Below are 17,985 nucleotides of genomic sequence, written 5' to 3'. Positions count from 1 at the left end.
GGATTATGCGTAGATTTGCTTGTTCTGTCTTGAGAAAAGCGCGAACTTCTCAATCGCCTGCGCTCTTGTCGATACTTCCAGCTTCACATAAATCTTGCGCAGGTAGTTATCGATTGAACGGCGGCTGACTTCAATTTCAAGTGCGATTTTGTCGTATGTAATTCCTTGCACAATGCGTTCCATGATGAACATCTCAGTCTGTGTCAGCTGCAAGACACCTTCCAGCCCTCTGGAGGAGGCTACCGGACGGAAACCCTTTTCGATCCACTCCAGCGGAATGGAGAGGAACCCTTCGCGGATGCCGCGGATCATCTGCAGAAGCTGACCCGGAGTGGCTCCCTTCGACAATACCCCGCTCGCTCCCAGTTCAATCAGGGGCAGGAATATTTCCTTATCGTTCTCCTCCGTCATGATAATAATGTGGGAGCACGGTGAGCTTTTTTTCATTTCCGGCAGCACCTCCTCTACGGTTCCATCATGCATCTGATAATCACTCAGTACCAGATCAGGCCGGGATTCCTCCATGCCCGCGAGACATTCCTCCCAGGTAGCGTACATTCCGTCTACCGTCAGTCCCTCCTCATCTTCCAGTATTAATTTTGTTCCCAGCATACTTGTGGGATGACATCCCACGATGACCACCTGCCAGACCTTCGTCATTAATGCCCAGACCTCCTGCTATCTATATAATTTTCCAGAATGGAAAGCGCTGTAAGCGTTTCCTGTCAACACGCAAGCAAGGATCTATGCTGTCCTAAGTCTATTCTTCCTTCTTTTACCTTGAATACGTCCATCAGATATTCCAATCTATAGAAATTGTATCGCAGTAGTTTAACAGGATGCAATTACTTTTTGTCGTTTCTGCGCGGCTCTTTCACTTTTGCGAAAAACCTGAAAGTCTGATAGAATGAGAACTTGAAAAAATATGGCTTGAGGTGATGAAATGCAACCGCTAGCGGAATCGACCCGGGTACACTCTCGCCGGAGTGCAGAGAGAAGCGGCTCGTCCGTCAAATGGTTTCTACTGTTCTGGATTCTGATGATCGCGCTCGGCATATATGCCGTGTACAGCTACACCAATCATCTGAAAGACCAGGTGCTGAGCGAGCTTGGATCTCAAAGCCAGCAGCAGCTTACCGTTTTGAAGACCGACTACGAGTCCAAGATTGCCGTCCTGTCAGAACAAGTGAAGGAGCTTCAGAGCACCGTGCAGACATTCAACGAGCTGCTGACCTTCACCAAGGATAATGCCAGCAACAAGACGGACAACAGCAACAAGCTGTACACGCAATTAAGCGAGGTCAAGAAACAGCTTGATACGCTCAAGAAAGAGATGGATCTGCTGAAATGATGACTCCTGTCAAAAGAGTGAACCGGTTCTTCATGCTCCTGACTGCTCCATTGTTCGGACTGCTGCTCTGTCTGTGGCTGTACCAGCCCCCGCTTGAGCTTAAACTGAATACCGCCCCCTTCGCAGCTGACCCCGGACCCGTGAATGAAACCGCCCAATTGAAGCAGGACCTGGCTGTGGCCAAGAGCTATGCCGCTTACACCATAGACTCTATCGGCACCAGCGCACAGCTCTACAAGCAGACCACCAATGCTATGAACGCATTGGTCAGCACAGCAGCAGCCCAGACCTCCCGTCCCGAGCGGATCTACAACAGCCGGATTAGTTCCCGGCTCGGCATTCCCGCCGATGTGATCAGCAGCGACCGGATTACCATCGAATTATACCGGCTGAACCCCGGCAACTATACAGCGTACGCAATGAAGATTAAGCTGAAGGATTCCTCAGCCATGAAGATGAGCCTGGCCGGTGACGGCACAGGCGCTTCGGAGACCACCATGCAGGCCGTGAACCGTTACGGCGCCTCGGCCGGTATTAACGCCGGCGGGTTCGCTGATCAGAACGGCAAGCGTTATCCGCTCTCGACTACCATCGTTGGCGGACAATATCTGTACGGGTTCGAGCCCAGCTACAAGGATCTCAGCTTCGTCGGCCTGAACAAGTCCGGCCAGCTGATCGGCGGCAAGTTCACCAGCCGTGACCAGCTCGATCAGTTGGAGCCGGTATTCGGGGCAACCTTCGTCCCCGTGCTTCTGAAGAATCAGAGCAAGACCGCCATTCCACTGAAGTGGCAGCTGGCCCCGAAGCGGGCACCACGCACCGTCATCGGCAACTATAAGGACAATCAGCTGCTGATTCTGGTCGCTGACGGATATAACGAGAACGGCAACTCGGGAGCTACGCTGGCTGAGCTGCAGGATAAGCTGTACAATCTCGGCGTCATCGATGCTTATAACCTGGATGGCGGCGGCTCATCGTCCATGATTTTTCGCGGCAAGGTCATCAACAAGCCTTCAGACGGCAATCTGCGCCGCGTCCCGACCAACTTCCTGTTCTTCAAGTAACCCCAAGTATAACCGTCAATGCTAAATATCACATTTTCATTTATTTTTACAGGTTAAAAGGGTATACTCAGGGTAACGAAGATCGTCAATAATGGAGGTGCCTGTATGTCGTTCTCCCTGACTTTTTGGATCGTGACCCTGGTATTCGTAATGTTTCTGGCCGGTATTCTTACTTCTTCCTACAACGACGACAAGACTAAGGGGCTGTAACCCGCCCTCCGCAAACAATCTGCCGGACGTATACCACAAAAAGGAGCACCGCACTGATGTGCGGCGCTCTTTTTGTGTTCTTCACTATTCACTGAAGCCGAGTCCAACCAGCATCCATGTTATAAGACGCCGCGTAAGCGTTTTACCCTATGTAGATAATTGATGCGCTCTACGCTTACGCGTGTTTTGGCAGTTGGGTCATCTCAGTAAGGCAGCTTGAACAAATGTAACGGTCTTTATATTCGCTTACGCCTTCCATAGATCCGCAGAAGACACACTTCGGACGGTAACGCTCCAGAATAATATGGTCGCCCTGAACGAGAATTTCTACAGGATCACCTTCATTCATTTGATACCTTTTACGCAGAGACTTAGGCAGAACAATTCTACCCAGCTGATCTACTTTACGTACAACGCCAGCAGGTTTCATATCTAACTTACACTCTCCTGTTCAACTTATGATTAGTAGTGCCATTCCATTTCTGACTTCCAAGTTCACGTACCCTATTACTTTCTTCGGCACTAATCAACTATTTCGTTACTAAAATGTCGAATCCTGCTGAAAAAAATAAAAAATGATGTCAACTTTTAGAAAAGTTGTGGGAAATCCAGTTGCCGGAGCGCTTCATAGACCACAATTGCTGCTGAATTGGACAAATTAAGCGATCTGACCGCCTCACTCATCGGCATCCGCATCGCCGTTTCCTGACCAGCCTCCAGGATCTCAGCCGGCAAGCCCTTGGTTTCTTTCCCGAACACGAAGAAATCTCCATCCCGGAAGGCGAAATCACTATAGCGCTTCTTGGCCTTGGTGGTCGCGTAGAAGAACCGCCCTTCCTGATACTTCTCCAATACTTCACTGAAGGAATTATGATATTCAATATTCACCGCATGCCAATAATCGAGTCCGGCACGCTTCAGCGTAGCATCATCTGTGCGGAAACCCAGCGGGTGTACGAGGTGGAGATGAGTACCTGTCGCCGCACAAGTACGGGCGATATTGCCGGTATTCGCCGGAATTTCCGGTTCCACCAGCACAATGTGTAATGCCATAAGTCGAATGCTTCCTCTCTGTAGGGTCTTAAGGACTGCGGCGGAGTATGTACCCGCAGCGCCTTCCTTGTCCCTGTGATGTATTCTTGCTGCTTGCAGGTACAGGCCGGGCTCAGGTGATTCTGGCTATGGGCAAAATAACCCCACAAAGTGGGGCTTTAGCGTAGGGTGATGACTCAGGTACTTTGCGGGGACCCCAAAACATATAAACCTTCCGCTGCCAGGCGGAAGGTCAGGAACGTTCTTAGATTACCCTTGGGTTTGCTGGAAATGCTTCATGAAATCAGCCAGCGCCTTCACGCTCTCATGTGGGACGGCGTTGTAGATCGAAGCCCGTAAGCCGCCTACGCTGCGGTGTCCCTTGAGGCCGACAAAGCCTTCCGCTTCGGAAGCTTTGATGAACTGCTTCTCCAGCTCCTCCGATTGCATCCGGAACGTTACATTCATGATGGAACGGCTGCCTTCTTCCGCAACTCCGCGGTAAAAGCCGCCGCTGCCGTCGATATAATCATACAGGAGACCTGCTTTGTCACGGTTCTTGGCTTCAGTGCCGGCAAGCCCGCCCTGTTCCTCAATCCATTTTAACACTTCGTTAACCATATATACAGAGAAGGATGGCGGCGTATTGTAGAGAGAGTTGTTCTTGTAATGAGTATCATACCGCAGAATCGTTGGAATATTCGCCGGAGAACTGGAAATCAGCTCTTCCTTGGCTATCACTACGGTGACGCCCGACGGTCCGAGATTCTTCTGTGCACCGGCATAGATCAGGCCGAATTGGTTCACATCGAAGTCGCGGCTTAGAATATCACTGGACATATCAGCAACCAGCGGAATGTTACCGGCATCAGGATACTGTGCATACTGCGTGCCTTCAATCGTCTCATTTGAGGTGATGTGCAGGTAAGCCGCATTGTCCGCAGCCTTGATGCTGCTTAGCTCGGGAATAGCCAGGAATTTCTTATCTGCCGAGGATGCGGCTACATGCCCGCCGCCTGTCAGCTTGGCTTCCTTCAGGGCTTTGTCCGCCCAGCTTCCTGTCATGACATAGCTGCCAACCTGGCCTTCAGCGATAAGGTTCAGCGGAACCATGGCGAACTGTGTGCTTGCTCCGCCCTGGATGAACAATACCTTGTAGCCCTGCGGATTGCCGAGGAGCGAAAGCAGGCGTTCCTGAGCTTCATTATGCACGGATTCGTATATCGCCCCACGGTGCGACATCTCCATAATGGACATTCCGCTCTCCCGGAATTCAACGAACTCCGCCTGTGCACGTTCCAATACTGCCAGCGGCAATGCTGCCGGACCGGCATTAAAATTGTATGCTCTCTTGCTCAAAATAACTCCCACCCTTTCTCTCCTATGAATATGGATATCGCTATGATAGCAGATAACGATAAACACCAGCAAGTATAATTATTCACATATGAGGTAAGCTAGACCGCATTCAGGAGACCGAAAACAGGTAGCTGCGGCTCCACACCTTGCTGTGACGCGGTAAAATAGTGATGTCAGCAAAAACCTCGGGTGAAATTACATGCTTGTCTCCCCACAGCGCAATCCGCTCAGCAGCGAAATCTCCGCTCTCTCTGATGCAGGCACCAGTAGGCTTATGGATCAGCTCCCAGTAATAATCTGCCTCCGCCTGCTCCCAGCCTTCGAGTCTGCAATAGAATTGGCGGTCCGTTTCCCCGGCCCAAGTCAGGCTATTCCCGTCTATGCAGAGCAAATTCTCCGTATACGCCGATTCCGCGTCCACGATCTTCGGCGTTCCCGGCAGCCTAAGCTCATAATCCGTCCCTACGGGTGCCCCATCAATACCGACAAAATTATGAATATACTCTTCAATCCGCAGCACTTCAGTCCCTGTATTCTCTACCCTGTAGGAAATGTCCAGCCGGTTCCCTTCCAGCTTCAGCGTCTTGACCAACCGCATACTGTAGCCCCGGCATTCCAGCGGCTGCACAGTGTATGTAACCGATTGTCCGCTCCACTCCTCACTAATCGGGAATGGCTTAAGCGGATACTCTCCAATGAATGAATAGGGCTCATCGCTCTGCTTCTGCAGTAGTCCGATACCGAATTTGGGGAACCATTCCCCTGCAGCAGCATCCTCATAGCCAATTGCCCGGGAAATGCCAAATTCATTGCAGAGGCCTATGCCTCCCGTACCCTGCCCGGGCACCAGACTTTCCGGAACGCAAAAGGTATGTCCGCCCTGCTCCAGCTTCACTCCTGTAATAAATCCCGTCCAGTCAAAACGGGTCCCCCCGTAAGCTCCCACATCAGCGATCTCTACTGTCAGTACTCCGTTGGATAGTATACGTGTCATTGATCTCTTTCCTTTCTGTCCTGGTTGGACACAGCACATCCTATCATAGCATTTCCAAGTCCATTCTATACGGTATATTTGGATATTGAAAAGCCTGCTCTGCGCGGACCGTCAGAGCAGGCGATAGATTTCAGCAGCTCCGGCTTAGGCCAGTTCTACCTCCAGCAGATGAATTTCTCCTTCAGCCAGTTCTGTCAGCAGGCTGCGTGGAATCACAGCGCCCTCTGAGCCGCGCTGAAGCGTTACCTCAGCCCCGTTCAAGCGGACTGCGTGTATTTGATACTCTCCGTACTCCGTGCTTCCAGAAGCCGTATAGACGACTTTCAGCTCACGTCCGGCAAAGATAGTTTTGATCGAGGCGCTCTTATTGCCGTCAAACTGTTCTTTCACCAGCTTCGGCTGCAGCAACAGGTCACCGAGCTTGCCTTTGACGCCAAATACTTCAGTCACCATCGTCAGGAGCAGCCAGCTTGCCGAGCCTGTCAGATACGTGTACATTCCTCTGCCCTGCTCGTTGATATATTCCGGAATTCCGGGATACATCCGGCTGACCTCGAAGTTAGCACTCAGGTTATACAGCGAATTCAGCACCTTACGGCCTTCTTTGACGTATCCGCGCTTATATAGCGCATTGCCGTACATAACGGTCATGTGGCTGAACATCGCTCCGTTCTCCTTGTGTCCGAAGGCGAAGCCGAACGCCCGGCCCAGATTCTGCTGAATTCCGCCGAAGTTGCTGTTCAGACGGTAGCCGATTTTCTCATCGTACAGATTGCGCTCTACCGCAGAGATGATCGCAGGAATCTGCTCTGGAGCAGCCGCGTGGCCGAGGAGCGGGAAGACCTGTCCGGTAAGCGTCATCCGTGTGCTATCAGCCCATTCCCCTTCTACACGTTCACCGTCATTATTATAATAACCGTTGAACCAGCCGTCGCCATATCCGCTCTCTACCCATTCATTGCGGCGCAGGTGATCGAAGATCCATTCCGCCTTACGGGCGAGATCTGCTGCAACCTCTTCAAGCTTCAGCACAGCTCTTACTCCGCTCACCTTATTCGGCGCAGCAGCATAGAAGCGGCTGAGCAGCTCATGCTTGGCCGTCACCGATTCATAATCGACAGCTTGGCCGAGCGAGTCAAGCAGCAGCACCATCTCTTCGGCCAGCTCCAGCGTATCTCCGCCCGTCCGTTCTTTCAGGGTAATCAGCAGCTTGGACAGATCCAGCAGGTTGCTGGCATAGAAGGCTGTGAAAGTAACACTTTCGCCCCGCTGTGCAGCCATATCGAGGCCATCGTTCCAGTCTGCTCCTTCCAGCAGGATATTGTTATGCTCACCCACATTGAAGAAAGGAACCAGATTCTGCAGCAGGATATGCTCCAGAATAGTACCTGTATATTCTTCGCCCGCAGTTGTCCGCAGACTGCTTCCTGCCCCCGGCTCCCAGGAGGCATCGCGGTCTTTACAGCGGTTCATGAAGGTATCACGGAAGTAGGTCTGCTCCTGCAGCAGGAAGTCCAGATCCCCGCTCTGATCCAGGTATAGCATGGTAGTCAGGAACGGCCACGCGCCATGATCCATCCAGACCCGTGGAATATTGTTACGGTCGGCAATGAATTCGCCCGGCTGCTGCCCGATGATCGTCGCATTGCTGCCGTCAATTCGAACTCCGGCATAGTTGTTCAGCAGCAGGCTGCGCACATCCGCAGGTTCCATGATCAATAGAGCCAGGCAATCCTGCCAGAGATCGCGCCAGCCGCGTCCCCCTCTGCCATAATCGTGGTAAGGCAGGAACGAGTTGCCGTATAGTCTGCGCAGCACCGGCTGCAGCGTCACCCATTTCATCCATTCGTCAGCAGCATGATCTCCGGTATGGAATTCTACCGTATTGACTTTATCCGCCCAGAAGCGCTTATTCTCTTCAAGCAATGCGTCAAAAGCCGCAGCCGAGCCATATTTGGCCATCAGCGCCTGCACATCAATTCTATCATTGTCAATCGCCATGACTACGACATAAGAATGGCTCTGACCCGGCTCCAGAGTAATCGCGGCGAACCGCAGTCCCCCCAACGCCTCATAACCTTCCCAAGGCACTCCTCCGTCTTCGCCAATCGGCGGCGCCAGATTGTTCACGACCGCTTCCGGCCAGTCCAGACTTCCGCCCTCGCCGATGAATTCCTCCTGGACAGGGAATAATCCGGTTGGCAGCGCTCCACCCTCTCCAGCCCCGAATACCCCGTACGAAGTATGATTCACCCGATGGCCGCGTTCGTCGAAGGACAGGGCAGGCTGCACCTCTACGCCATAAGCCGAAGTATAAATCCGGTTCAGCAGCGAAGTCACATGCCGGTGATCGCGCAGATCGTCCGCAGAGCGCGCATATAGCGGAATAGCTGCAGTAGGTGTCAGCGTAAGCACCTCTGTACCGCTGTTCGTAAGTACCACCTTCATCAGCTCAACCTTGTCGCTGCCGCAGGGTACGAAGCTTGTGATCTCCGCTCTCAGCCCCAGCTCCTTACTCTCCCGCGTCACCCGATGCCACAGAAGTCCTGCCTCCAGCAAGGATTCATCTGCCGCTTCGCTATAGAATGACGCATTCTGCCGTGCAGAATTGCCCGCAGCCGACCAGGCGCCTTTGCCTTCAATGTATACCCAGAAATTGCGCGAGGCGCGGGAATTATGCAGATCCTCCACCGAGATCGGCGGTGTCAGAAAGGTATTATGGCCCGAGGTGGCCTGACCATGCAGCTTAGGACTGACCGAGGACATCATGCCCCCTTCATTAACTAGCGGAAAATATAAAAAGCTGCTACGGTCCGGCTGTTCCAGCCGAAAATCCCCGTTATTCCCGGTAAAGCTCCAGCCTGTTCTTGACACCTTTGATTGATCCTTCAATACATTCATCCTCCCTGTTCCCTGACAGCAGATCTCTTCTTGTTTGTGTATGACCACATAATTGCTCAACCACATAATTGCAATAACACATAACCCCAATTCCCGATACCGCTTTCCGAAATCGGTTTCGGTTTCATTATCACACCGTTATTTCCCTTTGTAAAGCGTTATTTGTGACTTATGAGCAGAGATGAATGTGCAAAATTTATACTCCAAAGCTCAAAGCATCATATGTAATTGTAACTTTATTACAATAATACTATTTTAGTAACGAAACTTTACGAAACCGCAATATAAAGCTATTTGTAACAAGTGCAAATGAGCTTCCACCTTTACTCAACTAGCAAATATTCACTGAATTCAGGTGCACCAATGCCCCACATTCAGCTCATTTGCCCAATATTGCCGAATTCAGGTGCACTTGTGCTCTTCATTTAGCTCGTTTGCCCACTTTTGCCAGATTCAGGTGCACTTGTGCTCTTCATTTAGCTCGTTTTCCCACCATTCGCCGAATTCAGGTGCACTAATGCTCTTCATTTAGCCCATTTTCCCACCATTCGCCGAATTCAGGTGCACTAATGCTCTTCATCATTACTCCCAATCAGTTTAATGAGCAGCAGCACCAACAGAGGGAATTATCCCTTTTATTTTAGCTTCCAACCAACTTTTCGCTGAATCTGAGGGATTTATCCCTTTCATTTCACCCATTTGCCAACTTTCAGCTAAATCAAAGGGATTTATCCCTTTTTTCTCAACTTCTAGCCAACTCCCACCTAAATTAGAGGGATTTATCCCTTTCACCTTTCACCTTTCTCCTTTCACCTTCCACCTTTCACTTTTCACTATTCACTATTCACTTTTCACCTCACCCTCCAGCACGAAATTGCCACACGCAAAAAGCCCCCAGAATCAATGATTCCAGGGGCCCTTCTAACCTACTATATTCACATTAGACTAGCTTATCTTATACGTCGAAGTACAGGGAGTATTCATGCGGATGAACGCGGATAGCAACAGCTTGAGCTTCGGAACGCTTCAGGGCGATATAGTTATCGATGAAGTCCTTGGTGAATACGCCGCCCTCAGTCAGGAATTCGAAGTCAGCCTCCAGTGCATCCAGTGCTTCGTCCAGGGAACCTGGAACGCTGCGGATCTTCTCTTTGTCTGCATCAGACAATTCGTAGATGTTCTTGTCCAGCGGACCATAACCCATTTCTTCAGGGTTGATCTTCTTCTTAATTCCGTCCAAACCAGCCATCAGCATAGCGGAGAAGGCCAGGTAAGGGTTAGCAGTGGAGTCCGGTGTACGGAATTCGATGCGACAGCCCTTAGGTGTCACAGCAGCAACCGGGATACGGACAGCAGCGGAACGGTTACCCTTGGAGTAGACCAGGTTGACTGGTGCTTCATAGCCAGGAACCAGACGTTTGAACGAGTTGGTGCTTGGATTCGTCAGCGCGATCAATGCAGGAGCATGATACAGGATACCGCCGATGTAGTGCAGCGCCATTTCACTCAGGTTGGCATATGCGCCTTTTTCGTAGAACAATGGAGCATCGCCGTTGAAAATCGATTGGTGAACGTGCATTCCGCTACCGTTATCACCGAACAGCGGTTTTGGCATGAAGGTGGCTACCTTGCCGTATTGACGTGCAGTGTTCTGCACAATGTATTTGTAAGTGAGGAGATTATCAGCTGTTTTCTTCAGGGTGTCGAAACGGAAGTTGATTTCCGCTTGGCCTGCTGTTGCTACTTCATGGTGATGACGCTCGATTTCGAGGCCGGCTTCACCAAGCAAACGGCACATTTCACTGCGGATATCCTGCTGGGAATCCACTGGAGCTACAGGCACGTATCCGCCCTTCACGCCAACCTTGAAGGCCATGTTGCCGCCTTCTTCCTTGCGGCCAGTGTTCCATGCTGCTTCCTCGGAATCCACGTAGAAGGAGGAAGTATTCATTCCGCTCTCGTAACGTACATCGTCGAAGATGAAGAATTCGGATTCAGGTGCGAAGAATGCTGCTGTACCTACACCGCTGGACTGCAGGAATTCTTCAGCCTTCACTGCGATACCGCGCGGGTCGCGCTCATAACGTTCGCCATCAGGTGTGAAGATGTCGCACATAATGTTCAGCGTAGGATGAGCAGTGAACGGGTCAATGTAAGTGGTGCTTGGATCAGGCATCATTACCATATCCGACTCTTCAATCCCCCGGAAGCCGGTAATGGAAGAACCATCGAATGCTACTCCATTTACAAAGGTTTCTTCTTCAACTGCGGATGCTGGCAAAGAGATGTGGTGAGCACGTCCACCCAAATCTACAAACCGGAAATCCACCCACTCGATATTGTTTTCCTTGATCGTCTGCAATACTTTTTCAACCGACATGCTTAATTCCTCCCCAGATTCCGAACATTAGGCCGCTCATCGTATCAAATGTTCTTGTTTTTATTTTTTTGCTGTCGTCATTATAAATCGCATACCTAACATCGTCAATGCTTATGTCAGGTATTTCTTGCGACAATGTAAGATATTCTGACGCTTTGGTGAAAATACCAATTTCATCCGGATTCCATGTCACCTTTGTCCCCTATGCAGCAAAAACAGCCCTCATCCTCCAGCCTGAAGCGGGAGAAGAGAGCTGTTCAATAGTCATTTATACGTTGAAAATCATACTACAGGCGAAGCCTCCAGAGACGGAGAGAACTTGCGGCCCACCAGCGGTGCCAGCTTCTCCAAATCCCGCAGCAGGCTGTCGAATTGCTCAGGGAACAGAGACTGCACGCCATCACCGGTCATGGAGTTATCAGGGTCGGTATGCATCTCGATAATCAGACCGTTGGCGCCGGCAGCAACAGAGGCCTTGGCCATAGGGGCTACCAGTTCACGGCGTCCGGTACCGTGGCTCGGGTCAGAAATTACTGGCAGATGGCTGAGGTTCTGCAGCACAGGAATGGCTGACAGATCCAACGTGTTGCGCGTGTAGGTCTCGAAGGTACGGATGCCGCGCTCGCACAGCATGACATCCCGGTTGCCCCCGGCGAGAATGTATTCCGCTGCATTCAGCAGCTCATCATAGGTCGCACTGAACCCGCGCTTCAGCAGCACAGGACGGCCGCAGGTCCCCAGCTTGCGCAGCAGGTCAAAGTTCTGCATGTTGCGCGTACCCACCTGCAGAATATCCGCGTGCTCGGCACAGATATCTACGTATTCCGGCGTCATGACCTCAGTAATGGTCAGCAGGCCGTGACGTTTGCCGGCTTCCGCCATCATCGTCAGCCCTTCCACGCCAACCCCCTGGAAGCTGTAAGGTCCGGTACGCGGCTTGAAGGCACCTCCGCGCAGCACTTGTCCGCCTGAAGCCTTCACCAGCCGGGCGATCTCATCGATCTGCTCCGGTGATTCCACGGCACACGGACCGCCCATAATAACCATGTTCTCCCCGCCGATCTTCACTCCGCGGATATCGATAACCGTATCCTCCGGATGGAAGTCGCGGCTTGCCAGCTTGTAAGATTTGGTAATCTTAACTACATTCTCTACGCCCTTCATCTGGCGCAGATGCTCGGCAAGCTTCGGAGTGACGCCCCCGACCAGTCCGATTACGGTATGGTCAGCCCCTACAGAGAGGTGGACCTGCAAGCCTTCCTTCTCAATCACGGCAATAATCTCATTCACCTGTTCCTGAGGTGTTTGGTTTGATGTAATAACGATCATATGATAGCTCCCCTTTTGAACTCGTATTAGTGTTGTTGGATAGACCGGCACACTGCTGATGATTCCCTAATTCCCCAATTCACTATCTCGCTACGACGCGTGTACGCTTTTAAGCGCTAAAGTGATTTTATCGCATATCCCCCTTTCAGTCAACCATTATTCCCCCATTCTGTGTGAACTCTATGTGGCAAAACAAGTGGAAACGGCATTGCCGTCCTTTTAAAGGACGGTACCTTTTCGGCGAGAAAGATAAGGATAATTTTAGCGCGAAGCATATACATTCTTTTCTTTCAAAAAAAGCAGCACAGCCCTTTCAGGCCGTACTGCCGGTTAATCGCTATGAGTTCATCGTGATTCAGAGCTGTCAGCTGGTGCTTGCTGTCTTATTCTTCACCGGAGGCAGAAGCTTCGCCATATTGACCGTGCGCTTGATCTCCCAGGTCTCCGGCTTCGCTTCATCATACTGCTCCAGATAATTAATAACTTCCTTGGTGATCGGTGTCGGCGTAGAAGCGCCGGAAGTCACACCTACCTTGGTGATTCCCTTCAGCCACTCCGTATTCAGCTCGGAGACGTCAGCAATCCGGTGAGCCGGGACGCCGGCAATCTCCTCTGATACCTGCGCCAAGCGGTTTGAGTTATTGCTCCGAGGATCACCCACCACAATAACCAGCTCACACTGGCCCGCCTGCTCAGCAACAGCTTCCTGCCGCACCTGCGTAGCCATGCAGATCTCATTATGAACCTCAGCGCCGGGGAAAGTCTCCAGTAGCTTACGCATAATATGCTTAATATCCCACTGGCTCATTGTGGTCTGGTTGGTAATGACAATACGTGAGGAAGGGATAGATAGGCCGGCAATTTCCTCTTCCTTCTCGATCAGATGGACATGCTCCGGCGCAATTCCCACCGCACCTTCAGGCTCCGGATGGCCTTTCTTGCCGATATAAATAATCTCACAGCCCTCTTCTACCTTTTCCTTGATGAGGTCATGCGTCTTGGTCACATCCGGGCATGTGGCATCTACCGTAGTCAACCCTTTGGCGCGTGCCATCTTACGGACCTCGGGCGATACGCCGTGCGCTGTGAAGATGACTGTTCCCTTATCTACTTTATCTAGAATATCCAGACGATTATGCCCGTCCAGCGTAATGATTCCGTCATCCTCGAAGGAGTTCGTGACATGGCTGTTGTGCACAATCATGCCCAGTATATAAATCGGCCGGGGCAAATCCAGATTCTGCGCAGCTTGCCGTGCCATCACCATAGCATCGACGACGCCATAGCAATAACCCCGGGGAGAGATTTTGATGACTTCCATGAATTCACCGCTTTCTGCTGTCAATGACTGCTGTAATAGGAGCCCCTCAATTATACCCTATTCCAGAGGCGGGGCAAAGAGCAGCGGCAGCCAGATCACAAAGGTAGTCCCTTCCCCCTGACGGGTAACCACCTCAACAGAGCCTCCATGCTCCTCAATAATCCATTTGGCAATGGACAATCCGAGCCCGATACCTTCCGTAATTCCTCTGGATTCATCTGCTCGGTAGAAGCGGTCGAAGATATGCGGCACCTCATCTTTGTCCATCCCGATTCCCGTATCGGCAATGCGGATTCCCACTTGATTCTGATACAGCAATGCATCCAGCGTAACCTCACCGGCCGGGGTATATTTGAACGCATTGTCAATGAAAATAAACATCATCTGCTGCAGATAATCCTTATTGCCCAGGATATACTTACCGTTCAGATGGCCCATCTCACCGACAGACCATTCTGCTTCACGCGTCAGGAAGGACGCGCGGCGGGCCACTTCAGTCATCATCGGCTCCAGCGCTACCGGCTCGATCTCGAAGGTCCGGCCGGTATCCGCCCGGGCTAGGGAGAGCATATCCGCTACCAGACGGCTCATGCGTGCCGCTTCATCAGCGATATCCTTCACCGATTCAATCGAGAGCTGGCGGACATCCGCCTCGGACATCCGGCTGTCATCCGGCTTCATCTCCCAGACCTTTTGCAGCAGATCAATATTCCCGCGGATGGTTGTAAGCGGTGTCCGCAGCTCATGCGAAGCATCAGAGACGAAGCGGCGCTGCGTGGCATAGGCCTCCTCCAGTCCCGTATAAAAACCCTCCATCCGCCCGAGCATACTATTCACCGTCTCGATCAGCCGCCCGATCTCATCCTGCGGACCGTCATATACGATCCGCGAGCTGAGGTCCGTTCCCGTCTGAATCCCGTTCGCAGCTTCAATGACCTTGCCAATCGGACTCATCGCCTTGCGGGCCAGGAAGAGGCCGAAGGTGAAGGCTGCGAGCAGGGTAGCGAAGGAGCCGGCCAGCAAAATATTCTTCAGCCGGTTCAGCAGGGTGACCTGCTCACCCGTATATACGGCAACCTGGAGGACAGCAGGGAAACTGCTGTTATTGAGATTGATGTCGAAGCCCTTCTGATAGATCAGAAAAGGATTGCCGCCATAGCTGGCTTGCAGGAACCCCTCCTCTCCGGGGAGATCCTCCTTGGCGGGTACCTTGAACTTCAAGCTGATCTCGGTCATGTTCGGACTGGGGATCAGTCTGTCCAGATCATAGATGTACATCTGGGCGAACAGACTTTGGCCCGCAGGTCCGCCTAGCACCGGCTGCAGCGAGCCGTCAGAGGTCAGCCCCTGCTTCAGTTCAACCTGATGGGACTGGTTCAGGAGCCGGCTTTTCAAATCGCCATACGTATTAATATAGACAAAGCCGTAGATTACGGCCGACAAGACCAGCAGCATAACGGCAAGAATCCCTGAATACCAGGCAGTAAGCCGCAAACGTATGGACATATTAGTCACCTCTTAGGATGTAACCGGCTCCCCGGATCGTCTGAATCAGTCGCTTGCCGCCATGCTCCTCCGTCTTCTGGCGCAGCATTGCAATATATACCTCCAGGACATTCGATTCCCCGCTGTAATCATAGCCCCAGATCTTATCCATAATGAGATCGCGGGAGAGCACCCGCTTCGGATTCTGCATGAACAGATACAGCAGCTCGAATTCCTTCGCTGTCAGCTCCAGACGCCGTCCGGCGCGGGTCACTTCCCGGGAATCCACGTCCAGCGTAATATCCTCATAGGTGACCGCCTGATCCGTGCTTCCGCCCTGCTCGCTTTTGCGCCGGAGCAGCGCCCGGACTCTGGCCAGCAGCTCCTCCAGTGCAAACGGCTTCACCAGATAATCATCTGCCCCGAGGTCCAGCCCCTTCACCCGGTGCTCGATTTCATCCTTGGCGGTCAGCATCAGCACAGGAACACTGCTTCCGCCCTCCCGCAGACGGCGGCATACTTCGAACCCGTCCACCTGGGGCATCATAACGTCCAGAATGACCACATCTGGATCACTATTCAGAACGGCACGCAGCCCGTCTGCACCGTTGGACGCGGTCTTGACATCATACCCTTCAAAAGCCAACCCGCGTCGGAGCATAGAGGTTATTTTCTCATCATCATCAATTATCAGTATATTCGGTCGCATCCGGCAGCCCCCATTGTCTCATTTGTATATCTCTATTGTATCAGATGCACCAGTCTCTCCGCATCCGTTCACGAACAGCACAGAGCGGAAGGGTTGCCCCTTCCGCTCTGCCGCTCACCGCCTAGTGTGCTTATTGCTTCTGAGTCTGTGCAGTCTCGAAATCATTCTTATTGCCGATCGTTACCGGCAGATCCAACTTCTTACCGTCACGGACCACATTCAGAGTCGCCTTATCGCCTACCTTAAGCGTCTGAATGTAAGTGATCAGATCCTGGCTGGTAGCGTAGCTCTTTCCGTCAATTCCTGTAATGATATCGTAAGGACGCAGATCCGCTGTATAAGCAGGAGATTTGAAGACAATTTCAGCCACTACAGAGCCTTCTTTAATTGTTGTCCCCATTTGCTTGGCAACTTCATCGGTAATCGTCATAAGCGTGGCCCCAATGAAAGGTACCGGTTCCTTAGGAATTTCCTGATTGGCTTCAAGCTTATCTACCACGCCTTTAATGGTATTTACCGGAATCGCAAAACCGATACCCTGAGCGTCTCTGCTTACTGCAACGTTCATACCGATAACCTGGCCGTTCATGTTGAGCAGCGGTCCGCCCGAGTTCCCCGGATTGATCGAGGCGTCGGTTTGCAGCAGATTTTTGTAGGTTTTTGTACCACTGCCGTCTTCTTCGGCAATATCAATACTGCGGCCTCTGGCACTGAGCACCCCGGTTGTCACTGTATGGTCGAAGCCCTGCGGGTTACCGATCGCCACAACCTCAGAGCCTACCTTGATGTTGTCAGAATCGCCAAGCGCCACAGACGGGAAGTCCGATCCTTCAATCTTCAATACGGCGAGATCGAGATCCTTGCTGGAGCCCAGCAGCTTCGCTTCGTAAGTCTTAGTATTGCCGTCCACCGTAACCTGAATCACATCGGCATTATCAACAACGTGCTGGTTAGTCAAAATGTATCCGGCAGAATCATAGATGAAGCCAGTCCCGATTCCGTAAGGAACCAGCTGCGGGGAATCCGAGTTGTTCGATGGAGTCTGTGATTCCGAATTATTCGAACCGGAACCTCCTCCGCCGAATTGATCACCGAAGAAGAACTGTGAGAACGGATCGCTCATATTCGGGCTGCTGCTTCTATTCCGTGAGTTGTTTGATTTCACCAGCGTCTCAATTTTGACGACTGCCGGCCCTACCCCTTCAACTACGCCGGACACATCTCCTGAGCCGGTGACCAGCGCCGCTGCGGAGGTGGAAGGTGTAATATTAGCATTGCCGTTAGCCGTCTTCCCCGCCGGATTCAATGCAACCGTGGTTGCCTCCTGGCCTCCTGTGAACCAATTCCCCCGGTCTGCCATGAACATGGAGCCTGATAAGACCACCATTCCGGCGAGAAAAGATACCAGTACCGCCTTCACCGGCTTCTTCGGCTTGCGGTTGTACTGCCAGCCGTTGCCCCCCTCCGGAGGATTGCCGCCCCGTCCGCCGTTCCCGTCATTCCCTGTGGTGCGGAGCGAGGTGTTATACGGTAAGGACTTCACCGGCTGTGGCGGTGTAACCTCAACCCGCTCAGGTTCGCGGCGGTTATAGTGCTGCGGGTCATTGCCGTTCATCTCATCATTGTTCAGGGATTTGAAAGGTCCGTAAGAATAATAGTAGGAGCCGCCTTCTGCGGATGAATTAGTGCTGTTATCAGTATCAGTATGATTATTGTCCCATTCACGATCTGGTCCCGGTTCATGATCACGATTGAAATTGTTGTTTTTGTTATCGTCCATGTTTACTTTCCTCCCGCGCCTTGCCGTGTCAGGCAAAGTGTTATTTGTTTTGATGTCCTTATTTTGTACT

Annotated in this window: 16 protein-coding genes; 2 read left to right on the top strand and 14 right to left on the bottom strand. The window is 51.8% G+C overall.

Annotated elements, in window-relative coordinates:
* Positions 1–3 precede the first annotated feature (3 nt).
* The gene (locus tag NYE24_RS29785) at positions 4–660 is read right to left on the bottom strand and encodes a response regulator transcription factor (protein ID WP_036697743.1); all 657 of its coding nucleotides are present in this window, start codon (positions 658–660) and stop codon (positions 4–6) included.
* Between the two features lie 283 nt (positions 661–943).
* Here NYE24_RS29785 and NYE24_RS29780 point away from each other — a divergent pair, with 283 nt between their 5' ends.
* Together NYE24_RS29780 and NYE24_RS29775 are read left to right on the top strand one after the other, a co-directional pair.
* Positions 944–1,351: a hypothetical protein gene (locus NYE24_RS29780; protein ID WP_036697746.1), complete on the top strand. Its 408-nt coding sequence runs from the start codon at positions 944–946 to the stop codon at positions 1,349–1,351.
* Positions 1,348–2,415, top strand: a complete 1,068-nt coding sequence (locus NYE24_RS29775; RefSeq protein ID WP_036697748.1) for a phosphodiester glycosidase family protein — start codon at positions 1,348–1,350, stop codon at positions 2,413–2,415. Before NYE24_RS29780 ends, NYE24_RS29775 begins: the two co-directional genes overlap by 4 nt.
* Before the next feature lie 385 nt (positions 2,416–2,800).
* On the opposite strand, the gene NYE24_RS29770 is transcribed toward NYE24_RS29775, so the two are convergent.
* From NYE24_RS29770 to NYE24_RS29710, 13 genes are all read right to left on the bottom strand, one after another.
* Positions 2,801–3,055, bottom strand: a complete 255-nt coding sequence (locus NYE24_RS29770; protein ID WP_036697751.1) for an AbrB/MazE/SpoVT family DNA-binding domain-containing protein — start codon at positions 3,053–3,055, stop codon at positions 2,801–2,803.
* Positions 3,056–3,213: 158 nt separating this feature from the next.
* Entirely contained in the window at positions 3,214–3,678 is a 465-nt protein-coding gene (gene trmL / locus NYE24_RS29765; protein WP_036697752.1) for a tRNA (uridine(34)/cytosine(34)/5-carboxymethylaminomethyluridine(34)-2'-O)-methyltransferase TrmL, read from the bottom strand.
* A gap of 249 nt (positions 3,679–3,927) precedes the next feature.
* A complete protein-coding gene (serC, locus tag NYE24_RS29760) occupies positions 3,928–5,019 on the bottom strand; it encodes a 3-phosphoserine/phosphohydroxythreonine transaminase (protein ID WP_036697795.1) in 1,092 nt (363 codons plus the stop codon).
* A gap of 106 nt (positions 5,020–5,125) precedes the next feature.
* Positions 5,126–6,010, bottom strand: coding sequence for a hypothetical protein (locus NYE24_RS29755; protein WP_076158943.1), 885 nt, complete (start codon positions 6,008–6,010; stop codon positions 5,126–5,128).
* A 144-nt stretch (positions 6,011–6,154) separates the two neighbouring features.
* Positions 6,155–8,902, bottom strand: coding sequence for a cellobiose phosphorylase (locus NYE24_RS29750; RefSeq protein ID WP_036697756.1), 2,748 nt, complete (start codon positions 8,900–8,902; stop codon positions 6,155–6,157).
* Positions 8,903–9,508: 606 nt separating this feature from the next.
* The gene (locus NYE24_RS29745) at positions 9,509–9,703 is read right to left on the bottom strand and encodes a hypothetical protein (protein ID WP_076158940.1); all 195 of its coding nucleotides are present in this window, start codon (positions 9,701–9,703) and stop codon (positions 9,509–9,511) included.
* A 163-nt stretch (positions 9,704–9,866) separates the two neighbouring features.
* Positions 9,867–11,291: a type I glutamate--ammonia ligase gene (gene glnA / locus NYE24_RS29740; protein WP_036697759.1), complete on the bottom strand. Its 1,425-nt coding sequence runs from the start codon at positions 11,289–11,291 to the stop codon at positions 9,867–9,869.
* Positions 11,281–11,484 carry a hypothetical protein gene (locus NYE24_RS29735; RefSeq protein WP_036697762.1) on the bottom strand — a complete coding sequence of 68 codons (204 nt, stop codon included), beginning with the start codon at positions 11,482–11,484 and terminating at the stop codon, positions 11,281–11,283. Before NYE24_RS29735 ends, glnA begins: the two co-directional genes overlap by 11 nt.
* A gap of 89 nt (positions 11,485–11,573) precedes the next feature.
* The gene (gene aroF / locus NYE24_RS29730) at positions 11,574–12,620 is read right to left on the bottom strand and encodes a 3-deoxy-7-phosphoheptulonate synthase (protein ID WP_036697765.1); all 1,047 of its coding nucleotides are present in this window, start codon (positions 12,618–12,620) and stop codon (positions 11,574–11,576) included.
* 364 nt (positions 12,621–12,984) lie between these two features.
* Entirely contained in the window at positions 12,985–13,941 is a 957-nt protein-coding gene (locus NYE24_RS29725; RefSeq protein ID WP_036697796.1) for a 4-hydroxy-3-methylbut-2-enyl diphosphate reductase, read from the bottom strand.
* Between the two features lie 57 nt (positions 13,942–13,998).
* The gene (locus tag NYE24_RS29720; RefSeq protein ID WP_036697768.1) at positions 13,999–15,447 is read right to left on the bottom strand and encodes a HAMP domain-containing sensor histidine kinase; all 1,449 of its coding nucleotides are present in this window, start codon (positions 15,445–15,447) and stop codon (positions 13,999–14,001) included.
* 1 nt (position 15,448) lies between these two features.
* Entirely contained in the window at positions 15,449–16,135 is a 687-nt protein-coding gene (locus NYE24_RS29715; protein ID WP_342477318.1) for a response regulator transcription factor, read from the bottom strand.
* 130 nt (positions 16,136–16,265) lie between these two features.
* Positions 16,266–17,915 (bottom strand): trypsin-like peptidase domain-containing protein, encoded by a 1,650-nt coding sequence (locus tag NYE24_RS29710; protein ID WP_036697774.1) that lies wholly within the window; start codon positions 17,913–17,915, stop codon positions 16,266–16,268.
* Positions 17,916–17,985: the final 70 nt, after the last annotated feature.

It is taken from the genome of Paenibacillus sp. FSL H7-0350 (genome assembly GCF_038593195.1).
GTDB lineage: Bacteria > Bacillota > Bacilli > Paenibacillales > Paenibacillaceae > Paenibacillus_AQ.
Note: the sequence above shows the minus strand (reverse complement) of the source record. Positions and strands in the feature narration are given on the sequence as shown.

Excerpts from the sequence above, each read along its gene's own strand:
- NYE24_RS29785 (WP_036697743.1), bottom strand. The coding sequence starts at position 660 with ATGACGAAGGTCTGGCAGGTGGTCATCGTGGGATGTCATCCCACAAGT.
- NYE24_RS29780 (WP_036697746.1), top strand. The coding sequence starts at position 944 with ATGCAACCGCTAGCGGAATCGACCCGGGTACACTCTCGCCGGAGTGCA.
- NYE24_RS29775 (WP_036697748.1), top strand. The coding sequence starts at position 1,348 with ATGATGACTCCTGTCAAAAGAGTGAACCGGTTCTTCATGCTCCTGACT.
- NYE24_RS29770 (WP_036697751.1), bottom strand. The coding sequence starts at position 3,055 with ATGAAACCTGCTGGCGTTGTACGTAAAGTAGATCAGCTGGGTAGAATT.
- trmL (WP_036697752.1), bottom strand. The coding sequence starts at position 3,678 with ATGGCATTACACATTGTGCTGGTGGAACCGGAAATTCCGGCGAATACC.
- NYE24_RS29755 (WP_076158943.1), bottom strand. The coding sequence starts at position 6,010 with ATGACACGTATACTATCCAACGGAGTACTGACAGTAGAGATCGCTGAT.
- glnA (WP_036697759.1), bottom strand. The coding sequence starts at position 11,291 with ATGTCGGTTGAAAAAGTATTGCAGACGATCAAGGAAAACAATATCGAG.
- aroF (WP_036697765.1), bottom strand. The coding sequence starts at position 12,620 with ATGATCGTTATTACATCAAACCAAACACCTCAGGAACAGGTGAATGAG.
- NYE24_RS29725 (WP_036697796.1), bottom strand. The coding sequence starts at position 13,941 with ATGGAAGTCATCAAAATCTCTCCCCGGGGTTATTGCTATGGCGTCGTC.
- NYE24_RS29720 (WP_036697768.1), bottom strand. The coding sequence starts at position 15,447 with ATGTCCATACGTTTGCGGCTTACTGCCTGGTATTCAGGGATTCTTGCC.
- NYE24_RS29715 (WP_342477318.1), bottom strand. The coding sequence starts at position 16,135 with ATGCGACCGAATATACTGATAATTGATGATGATGAGAAAATAACCTCT.
- NYE24_RS29710 (WP_036697774.1), bottom strand. The coding sequence starts at position 17,915 with ATGGACGATAACAAAAACAACAATTTCAATCGTGATCATGAACCGGGA.